Below are 20,510 nucleotides of genomic sequence, written 5' to 3'. Positions count from 1 at the left end.
GCGAAACAGGTTGAGCCAGGTGCGTCAGCGCTGACGCACCTGGCCGCTGGCGGGTGAAGAGGCCATCAGGCTTCGCTGGCCTTCTTCTTCACTGCGCGCTTCGCCTTGGTTGCGGCGGCGATTTTACGGGTTTTTTCGGAGACTTTTTTGCTTTTTTTCTCGCTTTTATTCGCCGCAGCCGGCTGCTTCTCACCGCGGAAAGCGGCGTCCGGCTCAAAGTTGCCCTTGCGACCCGCGTCGCGACGCCGCTTCGCCGGTGGCTTGCCGCCACGCTTCTCACGCTCGCGCGCGGTTTTCCCTTCACCGCGCGGTACGCGTTTGCTGGAGATCAGCGCGAAATCGATCTTGCGCTCATCCATGTGCACCGCGTCAACGCGCACTTCCACCGCATCACCCAGACGGTAAGTGCGACCGCCGGATTCGCCAATCAGACGCTGGCCCACCGGATCGAAGCGGTAGTAATCATTGTCCAGCGTGGAGACGTGCACCAGACCATCAATGAACAGATCGTTGAGGCGAACAAAGAAGCCAAAGCCGGTCACGCTGGAGATCACGCCGTTGAATACGTTACCCACCTGATCCTGCATAAAGTCACACTTCAGCCAGTCGGCCACATCGCGCGTCGCTTCGTCGGCACGGCGTTCGGTCATCGAACAGTGCTGACCCAGCTGCAGCATCTGCTGCATATCGTAGTGATAACCACCAGTTGGCGTGGTGTTGCCTTTTACCGTGCCCTGCTCTTTGGCCAGCAGATACTTGATGGCACGGTGCAGCAGCAGATCCGGATAGCGACGGATCGGCGAGGTAAAGTGCGCATACGACGCCAGCGCCAGGCCAAAGTGACCGCGGTTTTCCGGATCGTACACCGCCTGCTTCATCGAACGCAGCAGCATGGTTTGCAGCATTTCAGCATCCGGACGGTCGGCAATCTGCGTCAGCAGATCGGCATAATCGATCGGCTGCGGTTTCGACCCACCCGGCAGGCTGAGACCCAGCTCGCCCAGCACGGTACGGAAGCTGGTGATGCTGTCTTCGCTCGGGCGATCGTGATCGCGGAACAGCGCCGGCTCCTGATGTTTCTCAACGAAACGCGCGGAGGCGATGTTGGCCAGAATCATGCACTCTTCAATCAGCTTGTGCGCATCGTTACGTACGGTGCGCTCCACGCGCTCAATGCGACGCTCAGCGTTGAAGATGAATTTGGCTTCGTCGGTTTCAAACGAGATGCCACCGCGCTGTTCACGGGCGGTTTCCAGCACCTCATACATGCGGTGCAGCTCTTCGAGGTGCTTCACCTGCGCCGCATACTGTTCACGCAGCTCCGGGTTGCCCTGCAGAATGCTCCACACTTTGTTGTAGGTCAGACGCGCATGTGAGTTCATCACCGCTTCGTAATGTTTGAAGCCGGTGAGTTTACCGCTGGCCGAGATGGTCATCTCGCACACCATGCACAGGCGATCCACCTGTGGATTGAGTGAGCACAGGCCGTTCGAGAGGATCTCCGGCAGCATCGGTATCACCTGCGACGGGAAGTAGACCGAGGTGCCGCGCTGCTGCGCTTCGTTATCCAGCGCGGTGCCGGGACGCACGTAATAGCTGACGTCGGCAATCGCCACCCACAGGCGCCAGCCGCCGCCGCGTTTTTTCTCGCAGTAAACGGCGTCATCGAAGTCACGCGCGTCTTCACCGTCGATGGTCACCAGCGGCAGTTCACGCAGGTCGACGCGGCCTTTTTTCGCCGATTCCGGTACCTGCTCTTTCAGTCTGGAAATCTCTTTCTCGACTTCTTCCGGCCATGAGTGGGGAATTTCATGGGTGCGCAGCGCCATATCCACGGCCAGACCGGTGCCCATGTTGTCGCCGAGAATTTCAGTAATTTTGCCAATGGCTTTGCTGCGGCGCGTCGCGCGCTGCACGATTTCCACCACGACCACCGATCCCATGCGCGCATTCAGCGTCTCTTCCGCCGGGATCAGAATGTCAAAACTCAGACGGCTGTCGTCCGGTACCACGAAGCCGGTGCCGGCATCGGTGAAGTAGCGGCCAACAATCTGGCTGTTGCGCGGTTCCAGCACGCGTACCACGCGCGCTTCACGCCGCCCTTTGCGGTCGGAGCCGCCCGGCTGGGCGAGGATGACATCACCGTGCAGGCAGAACTTCATCTGCTCCGCCGAGAGGTAGAAGTCATCTTTCTGACCATCAACGCGCAGGAAGCCGTAGCCATCGCGATGGCCAATCACTTTGCCGCGCAGTAAATCCAGACGCTCCGGCAGGGCGTAGCACTGGCGACGGGTGAACACCAGCTGGCCGTCACGCTCCATGGCGCGCAGGCGGCGACGCAGCGCTTCAAGCTGATCTTCGCTGGTGATGTTTAACTCTTCGGCGATCTCTTCGCGACTCGCCGGCTTTTCACGCTTTTCTAATAGCGCGAGGATAAATTCCCGACTGGGAATAGGATTTTCGTACTTTTCAGCTTCTCTATCCTGAAAGGGATCTTTTGACATTACGGTTCCTCCGATGTCATTTATGTGGAATTGCCACCGGCGGTTCGGACAATAAGATGTGGTAAAGCGAATCGTTGTTTTGCACCAGGTCGGCGAGCGTATATTTATCCAGTTCCTGCAGGAATAGCTGGACCGCATTATTCAGCGCACTACGCAGGCGACAGGCGGGATTTATCGCACACTCTTTACAGTTTACCAGCTGCAAAGGCTCCATTTTTCTCACGACATCGCCAATGACGATTTTATCCGGGTCCATGCCTAAACGAATTCCGCCGTTTTTACCGCGTGTCGCGGCAACAAAGCCGGCCCGGCTCAGTTGATTGATGATCTTAACCATATGGTTACGCGATACCCCGTAGGTATCGGTGACTTCGGTAATGTTGGTCTGCTGACCTTGCGGCAATGTCGCCATGTAAATCAGGGCGCGCAGACCGAAATCGGTAAAACTTGTTAGCTGCACATGTACCTCAGTGAATCATCGATATTGTTGTTATAACGCCCGTGAGCGCTTCGATTAACATTGATGATAAACCAGTGTGGAAAACCCGGAGCGCTTTTTTCCTGCAACTCCCGAAACCAGCAGGAAAAAATGAAGTGAGCGGAGTCAAAGAGCAGATAAACGAAGGCCGGACAGTGTCCGGCCTGCAAAACGTGATTAAGCGTCGAACGGATCGCGCAGAATCATGGTCTCACTACGGTCGGGACCGGTTGAAATAATATCAATCGGCACGCCAGTCACTTCTTCAACACGTTTGATGTAATCACGTGCTGCCTGCGGCAGGCCTTCCAGTGTTTTAACACCAAAGGTGTTTTCACTCCAGCCCGGCAGAGTTTCATAAATCGGCTCGATGCCTTCCCAGCCTTCTGCCGCCAGCGGCGTGGTGGTCATCTCGCGGCCATCCGGCATACGGTAACCGACGCAGATTTTCACCTCTTTCAGGCCATCCAGCACGTCCAGTTTGGTCATGCAGAAGCCGGACAGGGAGTTGATCTGCACCGCGCGGCGCACAGCTACCGCATCCAGCCAGCCGGTACGACGACGACGGCCGGTGGTGGCACCGAACTCGTTACCTTTCTTACACAGGAACTCGCCGGTTTCATCAAACAGTTCGGTCGGGAATGGACCGGCACCGACGCGGGTCGAGTAAGCTTTGACGATGCCCAGCACGTAATCCACGTAGCGAGGACCGATACCTGAACCGGTCGCCACGCCACCAGCAGTGGTGTTGGACGAAGTCACGTACGGATACGTACCGTGGTCGATATCCAGCAGCGTACCCTGTGCGCCTTCGAACATGATCAGGTCGCCACGCTTACGCGCGCCGTCCAGCAGTTCAGACACGTCAACGACCATGCCGGTCAGGATGTCGGCCACCGCCAGCACATCGCTCAGCACTTTATCGTAGTCTACTGCATCTTCTTTGTAGTAGTTCACCAGCTGGAAGTTGTAGAAATCAACGATCTCTTTCAGCTTCACGGCGAAGGTTTCTTTGTTGAACAGGTCGCTGACGCGCAGACCGCGACGGGCAACTTTATCTTCGTAGGCTGGGCCGATACCACGACCGGTGGTACCGATAGCTTTGGCACCGCGCGCTTTTTCACGCGCCAGGTCCATCGCCACATGGTATTGCAGAATCAGCGGACAAGCTTCAGAGATCAGCAGACGTTCACGTACCGGCACACCGCGCGCTTCCAGACCGTTCATCTCTTTCATCAGGGCTTCAGGCGACAGCACAACACCATTACCAATGATGCTGGTGACGTTTTCACGCAGGATGCCAGAGGGAATTAAGTGGAGGACGGTTTTCTCACCGTTGATGACAAGTGTATGGCCTGCATTGTGGCCACCCTGGTAACGCACAACATATTTCGCGCGTTCAGTCAGAAGGTCTACGATCTTACCTTTACCTTCATCACCCCATTGGGTGCCCAGTACGACGACGTTCTTACCCATTTTCTAAAATCACCGATTGCTTAAAAATGGATTCTACCATCGGATTTTCACTCTTTCAGCACTTTTAGCATACGATTGCGCTGTTTTTTGCCTGAGTTTTGATCACTACAACATGTTGGGGGCAATGCTCTACAGCAGACACAATTTAGCCGTGCGGCAGGGCGCAGATTTTTGCTCAGCCATTCGCGTGCGTGCTCAGCATGGCGTAAATCACCACGCCCGCCACCACCAGCCCGCCGCCAAAACGGTGCAGTATACGGTCCGGTAACTGCGTCATCGCCAGAATCATGCGACGCCACAGGCGCGGCAGCAGCATCGGTCCTAATCCCTCCAGCACCAGCACCAAAGCCAGCGCCATCCAGACGGTTGTGTTCATTCTGTTTTCCCAAAAAAAAGGCCGACATCAGTGTCGGCCTCAAGGTTATAACAGTTATTAACGCGAGACGTTAGTTGGCGCCTTCATATAGCGGAAGAAATCGCTATCCGGGCTCAGCACCATCACGTCCTGATTGTCCGCGAAGCTGTTCTCATAGGCACGCAGGCTGCGGATAAAGGCGTAGAAATCAGGATCCTGGCTGAAAGCGTCGGCGAACAGCTTGGCCGCTTCACCATCCCCTTCACCACGGCTGATCAGCGCCTGACGCTGCGCTTCTGCCAGCGTACGGGTTACCTGATAATCGGCCTGGGCGCGCAGTTTTTCCGCCTCTTCCTGACCCTGTGAGCGCTGGCTACGTGCTACCGCTTCACGCTCGGCGCGCATACGGTTGTAGATCGCGTCCGACACTTCGGTCGGCAGGTTGATCTGCTTGATGCGCACGTCGACCACCTGAATACCCAGCGCCGCCATACTGTTCGGGTTTGGCGCTGGCTCATTGCTGTTGGTCTCGCGCTCAACGCGGGCAGCCGCGCTGGCAATCGCATCGTCAGCGGCTGGCGTCTGCACTTCGTCGTCATTGCCGGCACTGCCGGTGTTCAGCGCATCGCGTACGTCGGTAGTCAGACGGCCACGCGAGTCGGTGACGATATCTTTCACATCAAGACGGCCCATTTCTGAACGCAGACGGTCGCTGAACTTACGTTTCAGCAGTACTTCCGCCTGAGATACATCGCCACCGCCAGTCGCGAGGTAGTAACGGCTGAAATCGCTGATGCGCCACTTGATGTAAGAGTCCACAATCAGGTCTTTCTTCTCTTTGGTGACGAAACGATCCGCCTGGTTATCCATGGTCTGGATGCGCGCATCCAGCGACTTCACGGTTTCAATAAATGGAATCTTGAAGTGCAGGCCCGGTGCGTACACCTGCGGCTTGTTCTCATCATCACGCAGCACTTTACCAAAGCGCAGCACGATACCGCGCTGGCCTTCCTGCACCACGAACAGTGAGGCGTACAGCACCACCAGAACAACAATAATTACGGCGATGATTGGCTTACGCATCGATTACTCCCTCCCTTCGCGCTGGGTATCGTTACGCAGCGCATTGGCGCGACGCTGATCCATGATGCTGTCCGGACTGTAGGATGAAGTGTCGCCGCGGCCGGCATTGCTGCCCGGTGACGACGGTAACTTCATCAGATTGGCATTGTTCTGACCGCTCTGGCCGCCTGCCTGGCCGCCACGCATCAGCTGATCCAGCGGCAGCACCATCAGGCTATTGCCGCGGTCGTTAACCAGCACTTTGCGGGTATGGCTGAGCACGCGCTCCATGCTTTCAATGTAGAGACGTTCTTTGGTGATCTGCGGTGCGGCTTTGTACTCCGGCAGCAGACGCGCGAACCGCGCCACTTCACCCTGCGCTTCCAGCACAGTCCGCTCTTTGTAGGCTCGCGCCTCTTCAAGAATACGCTGCGCCTGGCCGTTTGCACGCGGCTGCACTTCGTTGGCGTACGCTTCAGCTTCACGCACGTACTGCTCGCGGTTTTCGCGGGCGGCAATCGCATCGTCAAACGCGGCTTTGACCTCTTCCGGTGGACGCGCCGCCTGGAAGTTGACGTCAAGCAGCGTAATACCCATGTTGTAAGGACGAATGGTTTCGTCGATTTCACGCTGGGTATCGCTACGCACGACGGTACGGCCTTCGGTGAGGATACGGTCCATGGTCGAGCGGCCAATCACGCCGCGCAGCGCGCTGTCAGTGGCCTGACGCAGGCTGTCATCGGCACTGGTCACCGCATACAGGTAGCGCTCTGGATCGGTCACGCGGTACTGCACGTTCATCTCCACGCGCACCACGTTCTCGTCCGAAGTCAGCATCACGCCCGACGCCGCCAGCTCACGCACCGCTTCGACGTTGACGGCCCGCACCTGATCGATAAAGGTCGGTTTCCAGTTGAGGCCAGGCTCAACCAGATGGCTGAATTTGCCGAAACGCGTCACGACCCCGCGCTCCGCTTCTTTGATGGTGTAGAAACCACTGGCTGCCCAGATAACCACTGCCGCCACGGCGACAATGCCAACCAGTTTGCCACCGCTGCCGCCGCTGCGCTGGCCGTTATCGCTCTGTTTGCCACCGCCCAGTCCGCCGAGTTTTTTACTCAGCTTACGGAAGATATCATCCAGATCAGGAGGTCCCTGATCGCGACCTCCTTTATTTCCCCCAGAGTTGCCGCCTTGGTTATTGCTGCTTCCCCACGGGTCGCGGTCCTGTCCGTTATTTCCGGGCTGATTCCACGCCATGTCTCTACTCCATTTATTGTATATAAGTTTACCCTGCCACGTGCCGGGCACGTCCTGGGGTAAATGAGTTGGGCAACGGTCAAACAATATAACTGGCGAGCTGCGGTTCCTGCTTGCACAAGCGGCGCCAGTCAACAATCGGCATTCGCACCTGCAAACCTACGCAGCCATCTTCTTCATTCCACTCTTTTTCAATCGCCTGCAACTGATAGAAGCGGCTGCGCAGGCGGCCCGCTTCCGGCGGCAGACGTAAATCATACTGCGCCACTTCACCGGCTAAGCGCTCGGACAGCGCCTGCCACAGCAGCGGCAAACCGGCACCGCTCTGCGCCGACAGCCACACGCGCGTCGGCCGGTTTTCTTCGTCGCGATCGATACGCGGCTCAAAGCCATCCAGCATATCGATCTTGTTCATCACCAGCAGCACCGGAATCTCATCGGCTTCAATCTCTGCCAGCACTTCGTTTACGGCGTCGATGTTGTCATTGACGCGCAAATCCGCGGCGTCAATCACGTGCAGCAGCAGCGACGCCTGACGGGTTTCCTGCAGGGTGGCTTTAAACGCCGCCACTAAGTCATGCGGCAGGTGTCGGATAAAGCCTACCGTATCCGCCAGCACCACTTCGCCGACATCGGCCACGTTGAGGCGGCGCAGCGTCGGGTCCAGCGTGGCGAACAGCTGGTCGGCAGCATACACGTTGGCTGAAGTGATGGCGTTGAACAGGGTGGATTTGCCGGCGTTGGTGTAGCCCACCAGGGAGACGGTCGGCACATCGGCTTTCGCACGCGCCTGACGTCCCTGCTCACGCTGTTTCTCCACGCGTTCAAGGCGGGACAGAATCTGGCTGATGCGGCCGCGCAGTAAACGACGGTCGGTTTCCAGCTGGGTTTCACCCGGTCCACGCAGGCCGATACCGCCTTTCTGCCGCTCAAGGTGAGTCCATCCGCGCACCAGACGGGTGGCAAGATGGCGTAACTGTGCCAGCTCGACCTGCAATTTCCCTTCATGGGTGCGGGCGCGCTGGGCAAAAATATCGAGAATTAAGCCGGTGCGATCGATTACGCGACATTCGCACAGCCGCTCAAGATTACGTTCCTGAGCAGGGGATAAGGCATGATCGAATAAAACGACCGATGCTCCACTCGCTTTCACCGCATCGGCAATTTCAACTGCCTTTCCTTCACCGACAAAATATTTGGGATGTGGCGCTTTACGGCTGCCGGTAATCACTTGCAGCGCATCGACGCCCGCAGAAGAGACAAGAGTTTCAAACTCCTGCAAATCTTCCAGCTCTTTGTCTTGGGAGAACCAGATGTGTACCAGTACGGCCTGCTCACCGGCATCATAACGGTCAAACAAGCTATAACCTCGCTAAAATAAAATAACCAGGACGGGAAAACGCACTCGCTCCCCAGCCCTGGCTTTACGGCCGTGCAGAATTACTCTGCGTTATCGCCGTCTTGTTGTGGCTGCGACTGAGCGCCCTGGTTGCTTCCGCCATGGTGGTAGTTACTGCCACCGCTGCCGCCCGCGTTGTTGCTATGGTGCGAAACCGGACGAGAAGGAACCACTGTAGAGATGGCGTGCTTATACACCATCTGGCTTACCGTGTTTTTCAACAGAATGACGAACTGATCAAAGGATTCAATTTGTCCCTGCAGCTTAATACCATTCACCAAATAGATCGAAACCGGTACACGTTCACGACGCAATGCGTTCAAAAACGGGTCTTGTAATGATTGCCCCTTAGCCATTCTATCTTTTCCTTATATGCTTGTTGTTTGTTACTTTGTGAACCGTGGTTCAGAAAAACTGCGTAAAAATTTGCGCACGATAACGGACCAATTGTACACAATCATCCCTGCTACGCACTAACAACCTGAAGCACCGCATTACGCGCTAATTCTGGCGCGTCACTGTCTAACCAGTGGACGTCGGGCCAGCCACGTAACCAGGTCATCTGGCGTTTAGCGAGCTGCCGGGTGGCGCAAATTCCCCGATAAACCATTTCGTCGTAATCGATTTCGCCAGACAGATAAGACCACATCTGACGGTAACCAACACAGCGAATGGAAGGCATGTCCGTATGCAAATCACCTCGTGCAAACAGTGCCCGAGCCTCCGCTTCAAAACCTGACGCTAACATCTGGTCGTAACGCAACGCGATGCGCTGGTGTAACAGTTCACGGCTCGCCGGAGCGATAGCAAACTGGTACACATCGTAGGGTAACGCTTCACCGGCCGTTTTTGTCAGTTCCGTTAAAGTTTTACCCGAAATAAAAAAAACTTCCAGTGCTCGCGAAAGTCTCTGCGGATCATTCGGATGAATACGACTACCGGCGACCGGATCGATTTCACACAGCTGGCGGTGCAGGGCTTCCCAGCCTTTTTCCGCCGCCATTTGCTCTATTCGCTGACGCACTTCCGGATCGGCCGAGGGCAGCGGCGACAATCCTTCCAGCAACGCTTTGAAGTAAAGCATGGTTCCACCAACAAGCAGCGGAATCTTACCTTTTTGGGTAATCTCCGCCATTTCTGCCAGCGCATCGCGACGAAACTCAGCAGCGGAATAGCTCTCCGCCGGGTCGCGAATGTCCAGCAAGCGATGGGGTGCCTGCGCCAACTCCTGTGCCGACGGTTTCGCCGTGCCAATATCCATCCCGCGATAGATTAAGGCAGAGTCAACGCTAATAAGTTCCACCGGAAGTTGCTGACGCAGCGCAATGGCTAATGCCGTCTTACCGGAGGCGGTCGGTCCCATCAAAAAAATTGCCTTTGGCCGGCTAGCCTGGTTCAGTTCACTCATGCTTCAACGCGTTTAGCGCGCTCTCAATCTCAAGGGTCTGTAACAGACCTGAAGGCGGCGATTTCAGCAGATGCGGGCAGAGCCGTTCGAGCTCTGCCAGCAGCGTGATCGCCTGCGAGTGATTCCAGTGAGGTTCTGCCGCATCGTCGCGTCGCGCCAGCCACTGGGCCAGTGCGGAAGCAGAAACCTCTTGCTGCCGGGCGAGATAGCCTAACAGGTCTGGAATCAAGATTTGTAAATTTTGTGTTCGTAACGGTAAAGGGACAGCGCGCAGCGTCACATGCTGTCCTTCCCGTTGTAAATCAATGCCCATCTGGCTTAACAGCGCCGCCTGGGCAGCAATCACGCTTAACTCTTCGTGAGCGATTTTCAGCCGTACCGGGATCAGCAGCGGCTGCGGTTTGAGCCCCTCATCGCCGGGTTGCAGCTGGGCCTGTTTGAGCCAGCGCGCCGCTACGCTTAATGACAGCAGCTGCAAGGTCTCCCCGCGCTCCAGCAGCGCATAGCGCTCGCGCACCACGCTGAGCACCCGGCCAAAACTTTGCGTGTGGGCGGCCAGCGGCGCTTCACGCGCGGGTGCCGGGCGTGGCGCGGGTTCAGATTCAGCGGCCGGTGTGCGTGGCGTCTCCGCCGCCGGTGTTTTTATCAGCTGCTGATAAACCGCCCCTTCACGCGCGCGATAGCCCGGCTCTTTCGGCTGCCACTGGCCGCCCGTGCCGCCGGATGCCGCGCTGCCACCGCTGCGCGCACCGGTTGCCGGCTGGGCAAAGTGATTCGCCCCGGCGGCCTGGCGGTTCTCAGGCTGCCACTGCGGCGGTGGCTCTTCGGCATGGGCCAGCGGCAATTCGGCGCTGCGACTGGCCTGCAGCACGCTCATCACGCCCTGCCAGATAAAGTCATGCACCAGACGCGACTGATGAAAACGCACCTCATGCTTCGCGGGATGCACGTTGACATCCACCTGATGCGGGTCAATCTCCAGATACAGTACATAGGCTGGCTGCTGATCTTCACCGAGCTGGGTTTGATAGGCCTGGCGGATGGCGTGATTAATCAGCTTGTCGCGCATCATGCGACCGTTAACGTAGCAGTACTGCAGGTCGGTAACCTGACGCGACCCCGCCGGATCGGCCACCCAGCCGCGCAGCGCCAGATCGTCGTGCTGCCAGTCAATGCGCAGCGCGTGCTGCATGAAAGGCGTTCCGCAGATGGCACCCAGACGCCGCTCGCGCTGCGCCTCCTGCGTCACGCCGCGATACTGACGCACCAGCTTGCCGTTGTGCGTCAGCGAAATGGCGACGTCGAAACGCGCCAGCGCAATGCGGCGAATCACCTCATCAATATGGGTGAACTCGGTCTTTTCGGTGCGCATGAATTTACGACGGGCAGGCGTGTTGTAGAACAGATCGAGCACTTCCAGCGAGGTTCCCACCGGGTGGGCGGCGGGTTTGACCGTCACCGCCATATCGCGCCCTTCGGCATAGGCCTGCCAGGCTTCCTGCTGATCGGCAGTGCGCGACGTTAGCGTCAGGCGCGACACCGAGCTGATACTCGCCAGCGCTTCGCCGCGAAAGCCGAGGCTGACAATCGCCTCCAGATCATCCAGCGAGGCGATTTTGCTGGTGGCGTGGCGGGCCAGCGCCATCGCCAGTTCATCTCTGGCAATGCCGCAGCCGTTGTCGCGGATGCGGATCAGCTTTGCACCGCCCTTCTCAATATCGACCTCAATGCGCGTCGCTCCGGCATCAAGGCTGTTTTCCACCAGCTCTTTTACGACCGAGGCCGGGCGCTCAACCACTTCGCCAGCGGCAATCTGGTTCGCCAGCTGAGGCGGTAAAATCTGTATTGGCATGGTGGTGATCCTTATCAGGTATGGGCTGCGCGCAGCCCCTCATCAGGATTGTGGAATCTTTAAATTTTGCCCCAGCATCACGTTGCTCGACTTCATGTTATTCGCCTGCATGATGGCTTTCGGGCTGACGCCGTACTTCGCGGCAATCGCCGTCAGCGAATCACCGCGCACCACTTTGTGCCGCGCCGGACGGCTGGCCGCGCTGCTGACGCCGGAACCGGCCGGCACTTTCAGCCGCTGGCCGACCCACACTACATCGCGCTTCAGGTTATTCAGCTCGCGCAGCGTTGCCATGCTGACACCGTAGCGCGCGGCAATGCCGGACAGCGTCTCGCCGCGCGTTACGGTATGGCGCTGGGTAGCACCGGTGTACTGCACGGTGCCGGTGGCCGGGTTGCTGGCGACGCTAACCGCTGGTGCGCGATCCAGCGGCCGGTTTTCCTCCTTTGGGACCGATTGCAGCGGATGCGCGAGGAAATAGTTACGCAGTCCTTTGTAAATCGACTGGGCAATCTTTTCCTGATACGCGCTGCTGCCTAGCAGCCGCTCCTCCCCGGCGTTACTGATAAAGCCGGTTTCAACCAGTAAAGAAGGGATGTCCGGCGAACGCAGCACGCCGAGGCTGGCATGTTCCGGCAGACGTTTGTGCAACGGCGTTACGCCGCGCAGCTGCTGCAGCACTTTAACCGCCACGTCATAGCCGACGCGCTGTGAATGGCCAAACTGCAGATCCAGCACCGCCTGGCTCAGGTAGGGATCGGCCTGGCTGTTCGCCAGCAGATCGCCCGCGCCGCCCAGCAGCTCAGACTGTTTCTCTTTCTGCTCCAGCCAATTAGCCATTTCGCTGTTGGCGCGACGGTTGGACAGCACCCAAACCGAAGCCCCGGTAGCAGAGTGATTCGGTGCGGCGTCGGCGTGAATCGATACCAGCAGGTTAGCGTTCTCTTTACGCGCCACTTCAGAACGGCCCATCACCGAAATAAAGTAGTCGCCGTTACGCGTCAGCACCGGTTTGAACATCGGGTCCTGATCCATCAGCGCTTTAAGCTTACGGGCAATGGCGATGGTGACATTCTTCTCATGCAAACCATGCTGGCCCGAGGCGCCCGGATCCTGACCGCCGTGTCCGGCATCAATCGCCACGATCACCGCATCGTTACGGCTGACCGCGCCGCCCGGACGCACCGTGGTGTTGCTGCTGGTCACCGCCGTCACCGGATTGGCGTTGAACGGATTACCCTGGCTGGTCGTAGCGCTGTCGCTCTGGCGCGCACGCGTCACCGGTGCCGCCGCGGTGCTGCGTCTGGCCGGCTGGGTGCCGCTGATGGTGAAGACCACGCGGTACTGATTGCCGTCGCGCTGCGTACTGGCGCGCGTTTTTGCCGCCTGAGTCAGCTCAAACACCAGCCGGATGCTCTGCTTATCCTTCGGCTGGCTATTACGAATCCGTTTAACGATATTTTCGCCGCTAAAGTTGAGCGGCAGCCCCTGAATATTGCCGCTCTGGCGAATATCCAGCACCACCCGGTTCGGGTTGTGCAGCGGAAAGAAGCCATACACCGGCTGACCGTTGAAGCTCAGGGTCACCGTCGCCTGGCTGTCGCCGTTATCGACTTTGATATCCGATAGTGTCGCGGCCAGCGCCGACGAGGAGAACAGACACAGCAGGGCGAGCATCATCCCGGTAACGCGTGACATCATGCCGGTTCCCTGCCCTGCTGAAACTGCTGCAGCAGCGTATCGCCCAGCGGCGAATGCGCGCTGATCTCCGCTGCGCGCGCGCTGGCAACGTAGCTTAGCGTCAGTGCCAGATCCGGCTCTGGCAGCACACCCGCGCCCTGCTGCGGCCACTCAACCAGGCACAGCGCGTCGCCGCTGAAGTAGTCACGGATGCCCATAAACTCCAGCTCTTCCGGGTCGGCGAGGCGATAGAGATCGAAATGGTACAGGCTGCGGTCGCCCAGCTGATAGGGCTCAACCAGCGTATAGGTTGGACTTTTGACGTTGCCCTGATGGCCAAGCGCCTGCAAAAAGCCGCGGCTGAAGGTGGTTTTACCGGCACCCAGATCGCCATACAGATAGATCACCACCGCGCTGCTGCAAACGCGGGCCAGTTGCGCACCCAGATTCAGGGTTGCCGCCTCATCGGGCAAAGGAATAACACAGGTCTTCATGCTTTATTGTTGGATCATCTCTGGATTAACAAACTGCCACAGCAGTGCGAACAAATCAGTGGCTAACATGCCGCGCGTCCCGCGCTGTCGCGCTACCGCATCCGCCGCGGCACCGTGCGCGACACAGCCCGCACAGGCGGCGTCAAACAGGGTGGCCTGCTGGCCCAGCAGGGCGGCGATCATACCGCTCAGCACATCGCCCATACCGCCGGACGCCATGCCCGCATTGCCGACATCCGCAATCGCCATGTCGCCCGTCGCGCTGGCAATTACCGTACCGGCACCTTTCAGCACCACCACGCCGCCGTAGCGGTTTGCCAGGGTCTGCGCGGCGTGTAAGCGGTCACTCTCAATCTCTGCGGTTTTCACCCCGAGCAGGCGTGCGGCCTCGCCGGGATGCGGCGTAATGATGCGATTCTGACGGTTATCTGCATTGATTGCCAGCAGGTTAAGCGCATCAGCATCCCAAAGCATCGGCTTTTCACTCAGTGCCACCTTTTTCAGTGCCTTCTGAGCCCATTCACGCTGGCCAAGACCAGGGCCGATGGCGATGACATCCGCCCACGCCAGCGCGTCATCCAGCCGCGCATCGCTCAGGGCATCCACCATCAGCTCCGGCCGCGCGCTGAGAATCGGGCCAATATTATCTTCATGCGTTAATACCCGCACAAGTCCGGCACCGCTGCGCAACGCCGCTTCGCCGGTCATGCGGATCGCGCCGGCCGTACCGCTGTCGCCGCCGACCACCAGCAAACGGCCGTGATCGCCTTTGTGAGAAGTGGCTTTACGCGGCTTCAGCCAGCGCGACAAATCCCGGGCGGCATAGCGATGAACTGGCGCCTGCTCGCCGGCCAGAAACGCGTCCAGACCAAGCGTCGCGCAATGCAGCACGCCGACGTGGTCGCGCGCTTTGCCGGTGAGCAGACCAGGCTTTAGCGCGATCATGCTCAGCGTGCAGTCCGCCACCACTGCGGCACCTGGCGTGGTGCCGGTCGCCGCCACCAGCCCGGAAGGGATATCGACGGCAAACACCGGCGCGGCGTGCGCGTTGACCTGTTCGATCAGCGACTGATAAGGCGCGGCAGGCGCGCGATTCAGCCCGGTGCCCAGCAGCGCATCAACAATCACGTCGATGTGTTCCGGCCAGGCAGCGTCGGCGGCATGAATTACGCCGCCCGCCGCCAGCCAGCCGTCGCGCGCCTGCTGTGCTTCTTCCGGCAGCGGACGTTCGCTGTCACAGGCCAGCAGCGTCACGCTTAGCCCGGCGGCCTGCGCCAGCCGCGCCACCACGTAGCCATCGCCGCCGTTATTACCGTGGCCGCATAAAATCAGCCAGTGCTGCGCCTGCGGCCACTGCTGGCGAATCCGTTCATAACTGGCCTGCCCGGCGCGCTGCATCAGTTCATACAGCGTCAGGCCCAGGCTATCGGCGGCGTCGCACTCCAGTTGCGGCATGGCCTGCGCAGGCCAGACAGAGTGTGGTAAACTGCGTGCGTTTGCTTCAATTGCCTGGTCTCTCATGTCATACCCTCTCGATCTTCAACAGCTCGCTCAACAGATTAAACAGTGGGGGCGCGAACTCGGCTTTCAGCAGGTGGGTATTTGCGATACCGACCTGAGCGCCGAAGAGCCGAAACTGCAGCAGTGGCTGGAGAAACAGTATCACGGCGAGATGGACTGGATGGCGCGTCACGGTATGATGCGCGCCCGTCCGCATGAACTGCTGCCCGGCACGCTGCGCGTGATCAGCGTACGCATGAACTATCTTCCGGCCAAAGCCGCGTTTGCCAGCACGTTAAAAAACCCGCAGCTGGGTTATGTCAGCCGCTACGCGCTGGGCCGCGATTACCACAAAGTATTGCGCAATCGACTGAAAAAGCTCGGAGAAAAAATCCAGGCCCACTGCGGCGAACTCAATTTTCGTCCGTTTGTTGACTCCGCGCCGATTCTGGAGCGGCCGATTGCCGTCAAAGCCGGACTCGGCTGGACCGGCAAACATTCGCTGGTGCTGAATCGCGAAGCCGGCTCATGGTTTTTCCTCGGCGAACTGCTGATTGATCTACCGCTGCCGTTGGATGAGCCGCAGCAAGAGCAGTGCGGCCGCTGCGTCGCCTGCATGACCATCTGCCCGACCGGCGCCATCGTCGAACCTTATGTCGTCGATGCGCGCCGCTGCATCTCCTATCTCGCCATTGAACTGGAAGGCGCCATTCCCGAAGCGCTGCGTCCGCTGATCGGCAACCGCATTTACGGCTGTGACGACTGCCAGCTGATCTGCCCGTGGAACCGCTATGGTCAGCTGACCGATGAAGAGGATTTTTCGCCGCGCGCGGTGCTGCACGCGCCGCAGCTGGTCGAACTGTTCGGCTGGGATGAAGCCCGTTTTCTGCGCGTCACGGAAGGCTCCGCCATTCGCCGCATCGGCCATCTGCGCTGGCTGCGTAATGTGGCGGTGGCGCTGGGTAATGCGCCCTGGGCACCCGAAAATCTCACGGCATTAGAACAGCGGCGCGGTGAACATCCGCTGCTGGATGAGCACATTGACTGGGCGATCGCGCAGCAGCGGCAAAAGCGCGCGGCGCAGGCGGTAGAGGTGCAATCGGCACAGCAGCAGCGGCTGGTGCGCGCCGTCGAGAAAGGGTTACCGCGTGATGCATGATTGAGCAATCGCGCAGGATATTATGCTTTTCCACATGCTGTGAATAAAATTATTTCCCCGAATAGTGACGTGGATCGTTATTTCGTCTAAAAGGGGCATTCACAGTCTGAAATATCATTTACCCAATAAAAAACATAGGGTTAGATAATTACTGTAAACATTTACGTCGGGTTTTGCGCGCAGGGGCTTGTCCAGAGCTTGTGGATAACTCTGTTCAAAACGGTTTTGCAGATAGGGTAAAACGCCGTCAGCACGTTGCGGGCGCATTGTGGATAACCTGTAAGATTACTGCAACAGACGCAGACATCCTGGGCACTCACGCGGCGTGCAAAATTTCCAGATAACAAACGGAACCGCACAGGTAAAACGACTGCAGCAGTTGTATGTCTGATTGTGCCCGGGGGCAAATAACTTTAGTGAATATGAAAATCTGGAGCGGGAAACGAGACTCGAACTCGCGACCCCGACCTTGGCAAGGTCGTGCTCTACCAACTGAGCTATTCCCGCATAATCTTCGTATTTTAGTCTGCCACGGCGTTGGCTGCCTTCGCTCACCCAGGTCACTTACTCGTGTAAGCTCCCAGGGATTCGCTCAGTTGCCGCCTTGTTGCATACTCAAATACTCGATTATGTACCGGCATTCTTAAGTCACAACAACCGCAAAAAGACTAAATCCGTGATTTGGATGGCGTACTGCAACAGAGACTGGAGCGGGAAACGAGACTCGAACTCGCGACCCCGACCTTGGCAAGGTCGTGCTCTACCAACTGAGCTATTCCCGCATAATCGTCGTCTTTCATTGCGCTGCGGCGTTAACGGCCTGGACGCGGCTGAAATCCTTGATTCTGATGCATTACTTTTTACTGCACGTTCTGGAGCGGGAAACGAGACTCGAACTCGCGACCCCGACCTTGGCAAGGTCGTGCTCTACCAACTGAGCTATTCCCGCATCATTGTCTTTCAATCTGCTGCGGCGTTGACCGCCTTAGCGCAACTGAACTACCTGATTCAGAACATTTGTTACTTTTACTGCTCCGTACCTGTTGTAAATTCTTCACCGGTACGGGGTGCGCATTATACGAGAAATCCTTCCCGCCGCAAGCGTTGCAAAGCAAAATTTTGCGCTTTGCGCGCGTTTGCTGTTTTAATCGGCAAACTGCTGCTTTCCTGCGCACCCGCGTTGATTTACAGCTGCAGGAAGTGCTCGCGGTAGTAGGCCAGCTCGGCAATGGACTCGCGAATGTCGTCCAGCGCCTGATGCGTACCGGCCTTTTTAAAGCCTGGCAGAATCTCTGGCTTCCAGCGGCGCGCCAGCTCTTTCAGCGTGCTGACATCGAGATAGCGGTAGTGGAAATAGGCTTCCAGCTCCGGCATGTACTTAAACAGGAAGCGGCGATCCTGGCCAATGCTGTTGCCGCAAATCGGTGAGGTGTTGGCCGGAACCCACTGCTGCAGAAACGCAATCGTCGCCTGCTCCGCCGCACGATCGTCATGCTGGCTGGCCTTCACGCGCGCAACCAGGCCGCTATTGGTGTGGGTGCGCACGTTCCAGTCATCCATCAGCGCCAGCTGCGCATCGGACTGATGCACCGCCAGTACCGGCCCTTCGGCCAGAATGTTGAGGTTGGCGTCCGTTACAATGGTGGCGATCTCAATAATGCGATCGCGCTCCGGATCCAGTCCGGTCATTTCCAGGTCGATCCAAATCAGATTGTTTTCATTTCCCGCTGTCATGCATTTCCCGCCTGTTGCCAAAGTCGTCATTAGCCTGAATTAAGGTGTATCATAGACGTTTTGCCCAGCGGGGCGAAGCCTGGCGAAAGCGTGAGAGGATGCGTGAGCAAAAATAAATTGTCGAAGGGTCAACAACGTCGCGTCAGCGCCAACCATCAGCGTCGTCTGCAGCAACGGAACGAAAAGCCGGAACCGGACGACAGCCTGTTTGGTGAAGCCTCTGAGGGCGTAGTAATCAGCCGCTTTGGCATGCACGCGGATGTGGAAGACAGCGCCGGCGAGGTGCATCGCTGTAATATTCGCCGCACTATTCGCTCGCTGGTCACCGGTGACCGCGTAGTGTGGCGCGCCGCCGGCGAAAACGGTGGCAAAGGTATTGTTGAAGCCGTGCACCCGCGCCAGACGGTGCTGACGCGCCCGGACTTCTATGACGGCGTGAAACCGATCGCCGCTAACATTGATCAGATCATTATTGTGTCGGCGATCCTGCCAGAGCTGTCGCTGAACATTATCGATCGCTATCTGGTGGCCAGCGAAACGCTCGGCGTGGAGCCGCTGCTGGTACTGAATAAAACCGATCTGCTGGATGACGACGCGCGGGCGTTTGTCGATGAGCAGATGGATATCTATCGCCACATTGGCTATCGCGTACTGATGGTGTCGAGCCGCGCCAAAGATGGACTGAAGGATCTGGAAGCGGCGCTCACCGGCCGGGTCAGCATTTTTGCCGGTCAGTCGGGCGTGGGGAAATCCAGCCTGCTGAACAACCTGCTCGGCCTCGACCTGGCAGGCGATGAGATCCTGACCAATGATGTGTCGGACGTGTCCGGCCTCGGCCAGCACACCACCACCGCCTCACGGCTGTATCACTTCCCGCACGGCGGCGATGTCATCGATTCGCCTGGCGTGCGCGAGTTCGGTTTGTGGCATCTGGAGCCGGAACAAATTACCCAGGGATTTGTCGAATTCCGTGAATTTCTCGGCGGTTGCAAGTTCCGTGACTGCAAGCACGACAACGACCCTGGCTGCGCCATCCGCGAAGCGGTGGAGAACGGGATCATCGACATTTCACGCTTCGATAACTACCACCGTATTCTGGAGAGCATGGCGCAAGTAAAAACGCGTAAAAACTTTTCCGCCAGCGAAGATTAACGGGTACAACGGCACATTCGCCAACTGACCGGGGCGCTGCTACAATCCGCCCCCTTTTGTGTAAACCAAACGTTATTAAGCCAGGAGGCAACGGTGTTTGATCGTTTTAAACTCGGCCTGAATCACATTCTGCCTAAAAAAGCGCTGACCGAACTCGCCGGTTGGGGCGCCAGCCGCCGCGCTGGCTGGCTGACCAAAGCGGTCATCGACATTTTTGTCTGGTTCTACAAAGTGGATATGGCGGAAGCCAGCAAGCCGCACACCGGCAGCTACCGCACCTTTAATGACTTCTTTGTACGCCCGTTAAAAGAGGGTGCGCGCCCTATCGATCCGGACGCTTCGCTGCTGGCCTTGCCAGCCGATGGCGCCATCAGCCAGCTGGGCCGTATTGCTGGCGATCAGATCTTCCAGGCCAAAGGCCACACCTACTCGCTGCAGGCGCTGCTGGCCGGCAATGACGATCTGGCGGAAAAATTTGTCGACGGTGAGTTCGTTACCACTTACCTTGCGCCGCGCGACTACCACCGCGTGCACATGCCGTGTAACGGCATCCTGCGCGAAATGATCTACGTGCCGGGCGATCTCTACTCGGTTAACCCGCTGACCGCGCGCAACATCCCGAACCTGTTTGCCCGTAACGAACGCGTGATCTGCGTATTCGATACCGATCACGGCCCGATGGTGCAGATCCTCGTGGGCGCCACCATCGTCGGCAGCATCGAAACCGTCTGGGCCGGCACCGTGACGCCGCCGCGCGAAGGGGTGATCAAACGCTGGCGCTACCCATCGGCCGATCATGATGGCGCGGTCGTGCTGCTGAAAGGTCAGGAGATGGGCCGCTTTAAGCTGGGCTCGACGGTGATCAACCTGTTCGCGCCGAACCGCGTCAAGCTGGCTGAAAGCCTTGAAGCCGAAAGCAAAACCCGCCTGGGTCAGCCGCTGGCTATCGCCCTGCCGCAGCCCGGCGACAGCGCTCCGCTCATCGACTAATTCCGGG

At 58.2% G+C, this 20,510-nt stretch carries 17 protein-coding genes and 3 tRNA genes; 3 read left to right on the top strand and 17 right to left on the bottom strand.

Features of this window, described 5'->3' with window-relative positions:
• Positions 1–65: 65 nt before the first annotated feature.
• The 13 genes from rnr to nnr form a co-directional block, all read right to left on the bottom strand.
• The gene (rnr, locus tag H7K56_RS15205) at positions 66–2,504 is read right to left on the bottom strand and encodes a ribonuclease R (protein WP_021509757.1); all 2,439 of its coding nucleotides are present in this window, start codon (positions 2,502–2,504) and stop codon (positions 66–68) included.
• A 16-nt stretch (positions 2,505–2,520) separates the two neighbouring features.
• A complete protein-coding gene (gene nsrR, locus H7K56_RS15200) occupies positions 2,521–2,964 on the bottom strand; it encodes a nitric oxide-sensing transcriptional repressor NsrR (protein WP_150360360.1) in 444 nt (147 codons plus the stop codon).
• A gap of 195 nt (positions 2,965–3,159) precedes the next feature.
• Complete coding sequence (locus tag H7K56_RS15195; protein WP_104188201.1) at positions 3,160–4,458, bottom strand: adenylosuccinate synthase; 1,299 nt, start codon at positions 4,456–4,458, stop codon at positions 3,160–3,162.
• 175 nt (positions 4,459–4,633) lie between these two features.
• Positions 4,634–4,834 (bottom strand): DUF2065 domain-containing protein, encoded by a 201-nt coding sequence (locus H7K56_RS15190; protein ID WP_031280157.1) that lies wholly within the window; start codon positions 4,832–4,834, stop codon positions 4,634–4,636.
• Between the two features lie 57 nt (positions 4,835–4,891).
• Positions 4,892–5,896 carry a protease modulator HflC gene (gene hflC, locus H7K56_RS15185; RefSeq protein WP_021509761.1) on the bottom strand — a complete coding sequence of 335 codons (1,005 nt, stop codon included), beginning with the start codon at positions 5,894–5,896 and terminating at the stop codon, positions 4,892–4,894.
• 3 nt (positions 5,897–5,899) lie between these two features.
• The gene (gene hflK / locus H7K56_RS15180; protein ID WP_021509762.1) at positions 5,900–7,135 is read right to left on the bottom strand and encodes an FtsH protease activity modulator HflK; all 1,236 of its coding nucleotides are present in this window, start codon (positions 7,133–7,135) and stop codon (positions 5,900–5,902) included.
• Positions 7,136–7,214: 79 nt separating this feature from the next.
• Entirely contained in the window at positions 7,215–8,495 is a 1,281-nt protein-coding gene (gene hflX, locus H7K56_RS15175; protein WP_021509763.1) for a ribosome rescue GTPase HflX, read from the bottom strand.
• An 80-nt stretch (positions 8,496–8,575) separates the two neighbouring features.
• The gene (gene hfq / locus H7K56_RS15170) at positions 8,576–8,890 is read right to left on the bottom strand and encodes an RNA chaperone Hfq (protein ID WP_010618006.1); all 315 of its coding nucleotides are present in this window, start codon (positions 8,888–8,890) and stop codon (positions 8,576–8,578) included.
• A gap of 110 nt (positions 8,891–9,000) precedes the next feature.
• Complete coding sequence (miaA, locus tag H7K56_RS15165; RefSeq protein ID WP_031280158.1) at positions 9,001–9,942, bottom strand: tRNA (adenosine(37)-N6)-dimethylallyltransferase MiaA; 942 nt, start codon at positions 9,940–9,942, stop codon at positions 9,001–9,003.
• On the bottom strand, positions 9,935–11,794 hold the full coding sequence (mutL, locus tag H7K56_RS15160) for a DNA mismatch repair endonuclease MutL (protein WP_150360359.1): 1,860 nt from the start codon (positions 11,792–11,794) through the stop codon (positions 9,935–9,937). The genes miaA and mutL overlap by 8 nt, the downstream gene beginning before the upstream one ends.
• Positions 11,795–11,836: 42 nt before the next feature.
• Positions 11,837–13,492, bottom strand: coding sequence for an N-acetylmuramoyl-L-alanine amidase AmiB (gene amiB, locus H7K56_RS15155; protein ID WP_371824683.1), 1,656 nt, complete (start codon positions 13,490–13,492; stop codon positions 11,837–11,839).
• A complete protein-coding gene (tsaE, locus tag H7K56_RS15150; protein ID WP_059012451.1) occupies positions 13,492–13,968 on the bottom strand; it encodes a tRNA (adenosine(37)-N6)-threonylcarbamoyltransferase complex ATPase subunit type 1 TsaE in 477 nt (158 codons plus the stop codon). The genes amiB and tsaE overlap by 1 nt, the downstream gene beginning before the upstream one ends.
• 3 nt (positions 13,969–13,971) lie before the next feature.
• Positions 13,972–15,489 carry a bifunctional ADP-dependent NAD(P)H-hydrate dehydratase/NAD(P)H-hydrate epimerase gene (gene nnr, locus H7K56_RS15145; RefSeq protein ID WP_150360358.1) on the bottom strand — a complete coding sequence of 506 codons (1,518 nt, stop codon included), beginning with the start codon at positions 15,487–15,489 and terminating at the stop codon, positions 13,972–13,974.
• Here nnr and queG point away from each other — a divergent pair.
• Positions 15,488–16,627, top strand: a complete 1,140-nt coding sequence (gene queG, locus H7K56_RS15140; RefSeq protein ID WP_150360357.1) for a tRNA epoxyqueuosine(34) reductase QueG — start codon at positions 15,488–15,490, stop codon at positions 16,625–16,627. The genes nnr and queG overlap by 2 nt on opposite strands.
• Positions 16,628–17,058: 431 nt before the next feature.
• On the opposite strand, the gene H7K56_RS15135 is transcribed toward queG, so the two are convergent.
• The 4 genes from H7K56_RS15135 to orn form a co-directional block, all read right to left on the bottom strand.
• Positions 17,059–17,134 (bottom strand) — tRNA-Gly (locus tag H7K56_RS15135).
• 199 nt (positions 17,135–17,333) lie between these two features.
• Positions 17,334–17,409 (bottom strand) — tRNA-Gly (locus H7K56_RS15130).
• A 91-nt stretch (positions 17,410–17,500) separates the two neighbouring features.
• Positions 17,501–17,576: transfer RNA gene (locus tag H7K56_RS15125), tRNA-Gly, on the bottom strand.
• 236 nt (positions 17,577–17,812) lie between these two features.
• Positions 17,813–18,361 (bottom strand): oligoribonuclease, encoded by a 549-nt coding sequence (gene orn, locus H7K56_RS15120; RefSeq protein ID WP_021508132.1) that lies wholly within the window; start codon positions 18,359–18,361, stop codon positions 17,813–17,815.
• 102 nt (positions 18,362–18,463) lie between these two features.
• Between orn and rsgA the strand changes: the two genes are divergently transcribed.
• Complete coding sequence (rsgA, locus tag H7K56_RS15115) at positions 18,464–19,513, top strand: small ribosomal subunit biogenesis GTPase RsgA (RefSeq protein WP_031279822.1); 1,050 nt, start codon at positions 18,464–18,466, stop codon at positions 19,511–19,513.
• A gap of 93 nt (positions 19,514–19,606) precedes the next feature.
• Positions 19,607–20,503, top strand: coding sequence for an archaetidylserine decarboxylase (gene asd, locus H7K56_RS15110; protein ID WP_021508134.1), 897 nt, complete (start codon positions 19,607–19,609; stop codon positions 20,501–20,503).
• The last annotated feature ends 7 nt before the right edge of the window (positions 20,504–20,510 follow it).

It is taken from the genome of Pantoea dispersa, assembly GCF_014155765.1.
In the GTDB taxonomy this organism is placed as follows: Bacteria; Pseudomonadota; Gammaproteobacteria; order Enterobacterales; family Enterobacteriaceae; genus Pantoea; species Pantoea dispersa.
The sequence above is the reverse complement of the archived record's forward strand: the minus strand, read 5'-3'. Positions and strand labels throughout refer to the sequence as shown.

Excerpts from the sequence above, each read along its gene's own strand:
- rnr (WP_021509757.1), bottom strand. The coding sequence starts at position 2,504 with ATGTCAAAAGATCCCTTTCAGGATAGAGAAGCTGAAAAGTACGAAAAT.
- H7K56_RS15195 (WP_104188201.1), bottom strand. The coding sequence starts at position 4,458 with ATGGGTAAGAACGTCGTCGTACTGGGCACCCAATGGGGTGATGAAGGT.
- H7K56_RS15190 (WP_031280157.1), bottom strand. The coding sequence starts at position 4,834 with ATGAACACAACCGTCTGGATGGCGCTGGCTTTGGTGCTGGTGCTGGAG.
- hflC (WP_021509761.1), bottom strand. The coding sequence starts at position 5,896 with ATGCGTAAGCCAATCATCGCCGTAATTATTGTTGTTCTGGTGGTGCTG.
- hflK (WP_021509762.1), bottom strand. The coding sequence starts at position 7,135 with ATGGCGTGGAATCAGCCCGGAAATAACGGACAGGACCGCGACCCGTGG.
- hfq (WP_010618006.1), bottom strand. The coding sequence starts at position 8,890 with ATGGCTAAGGGGCAATCATTACAAGACCCGTTTTTGAACGCATTGCGT.
- miaA (WP_031280158.1), bottom strand. The coding sequence starts at position 9,942 with ATGAGTGAACTGAACCAGGCTAGCCGGCCAAAGGCAATTTTTTTGATG.
- mutL (WP_150360359.1), bottom strand. The coding sequence starts at position 11,794 with ATGCCAATACAGATTTTACCGCCTCAGCTGGCGAACCAGATTGCCGCT.
- amiB (WP_371824683.1), bottom strand. The coding sequence starts at position 13,492 with ATGTCACGCGTTACCGGGATGATGCTCGCCCTGCTGTGTCTGTTCTCC.
- tsaE (WP_059012451.1), bottom strand. The coding sequence starts at position 13,968 with ATGAAGACCTGTGTTATTCCTTTGCCCGATGAGGCGGCAACCCTGAAT.
- queG (WP_150360357.1), top strand. The coding sequence starts at position 15,488 with ATGTCATACCCTCTCGATCTTCAACAGCTCGCTCAACAGATTAAACAG.
- nnr (WP_150360358.1), bottom strand. The coding sequence starts at position 15,489 with ATGAGAGACCAGGCAATTGAAGCAAACGCACGCAGTTTACCACACTCT.
- orn (WP_021508132.1), bottom strand. The coding sequence starts at position 18,361 with ATGACAGCGGGAAATGAAAACAATCTGATTTGGATCGACCTGGAAATG.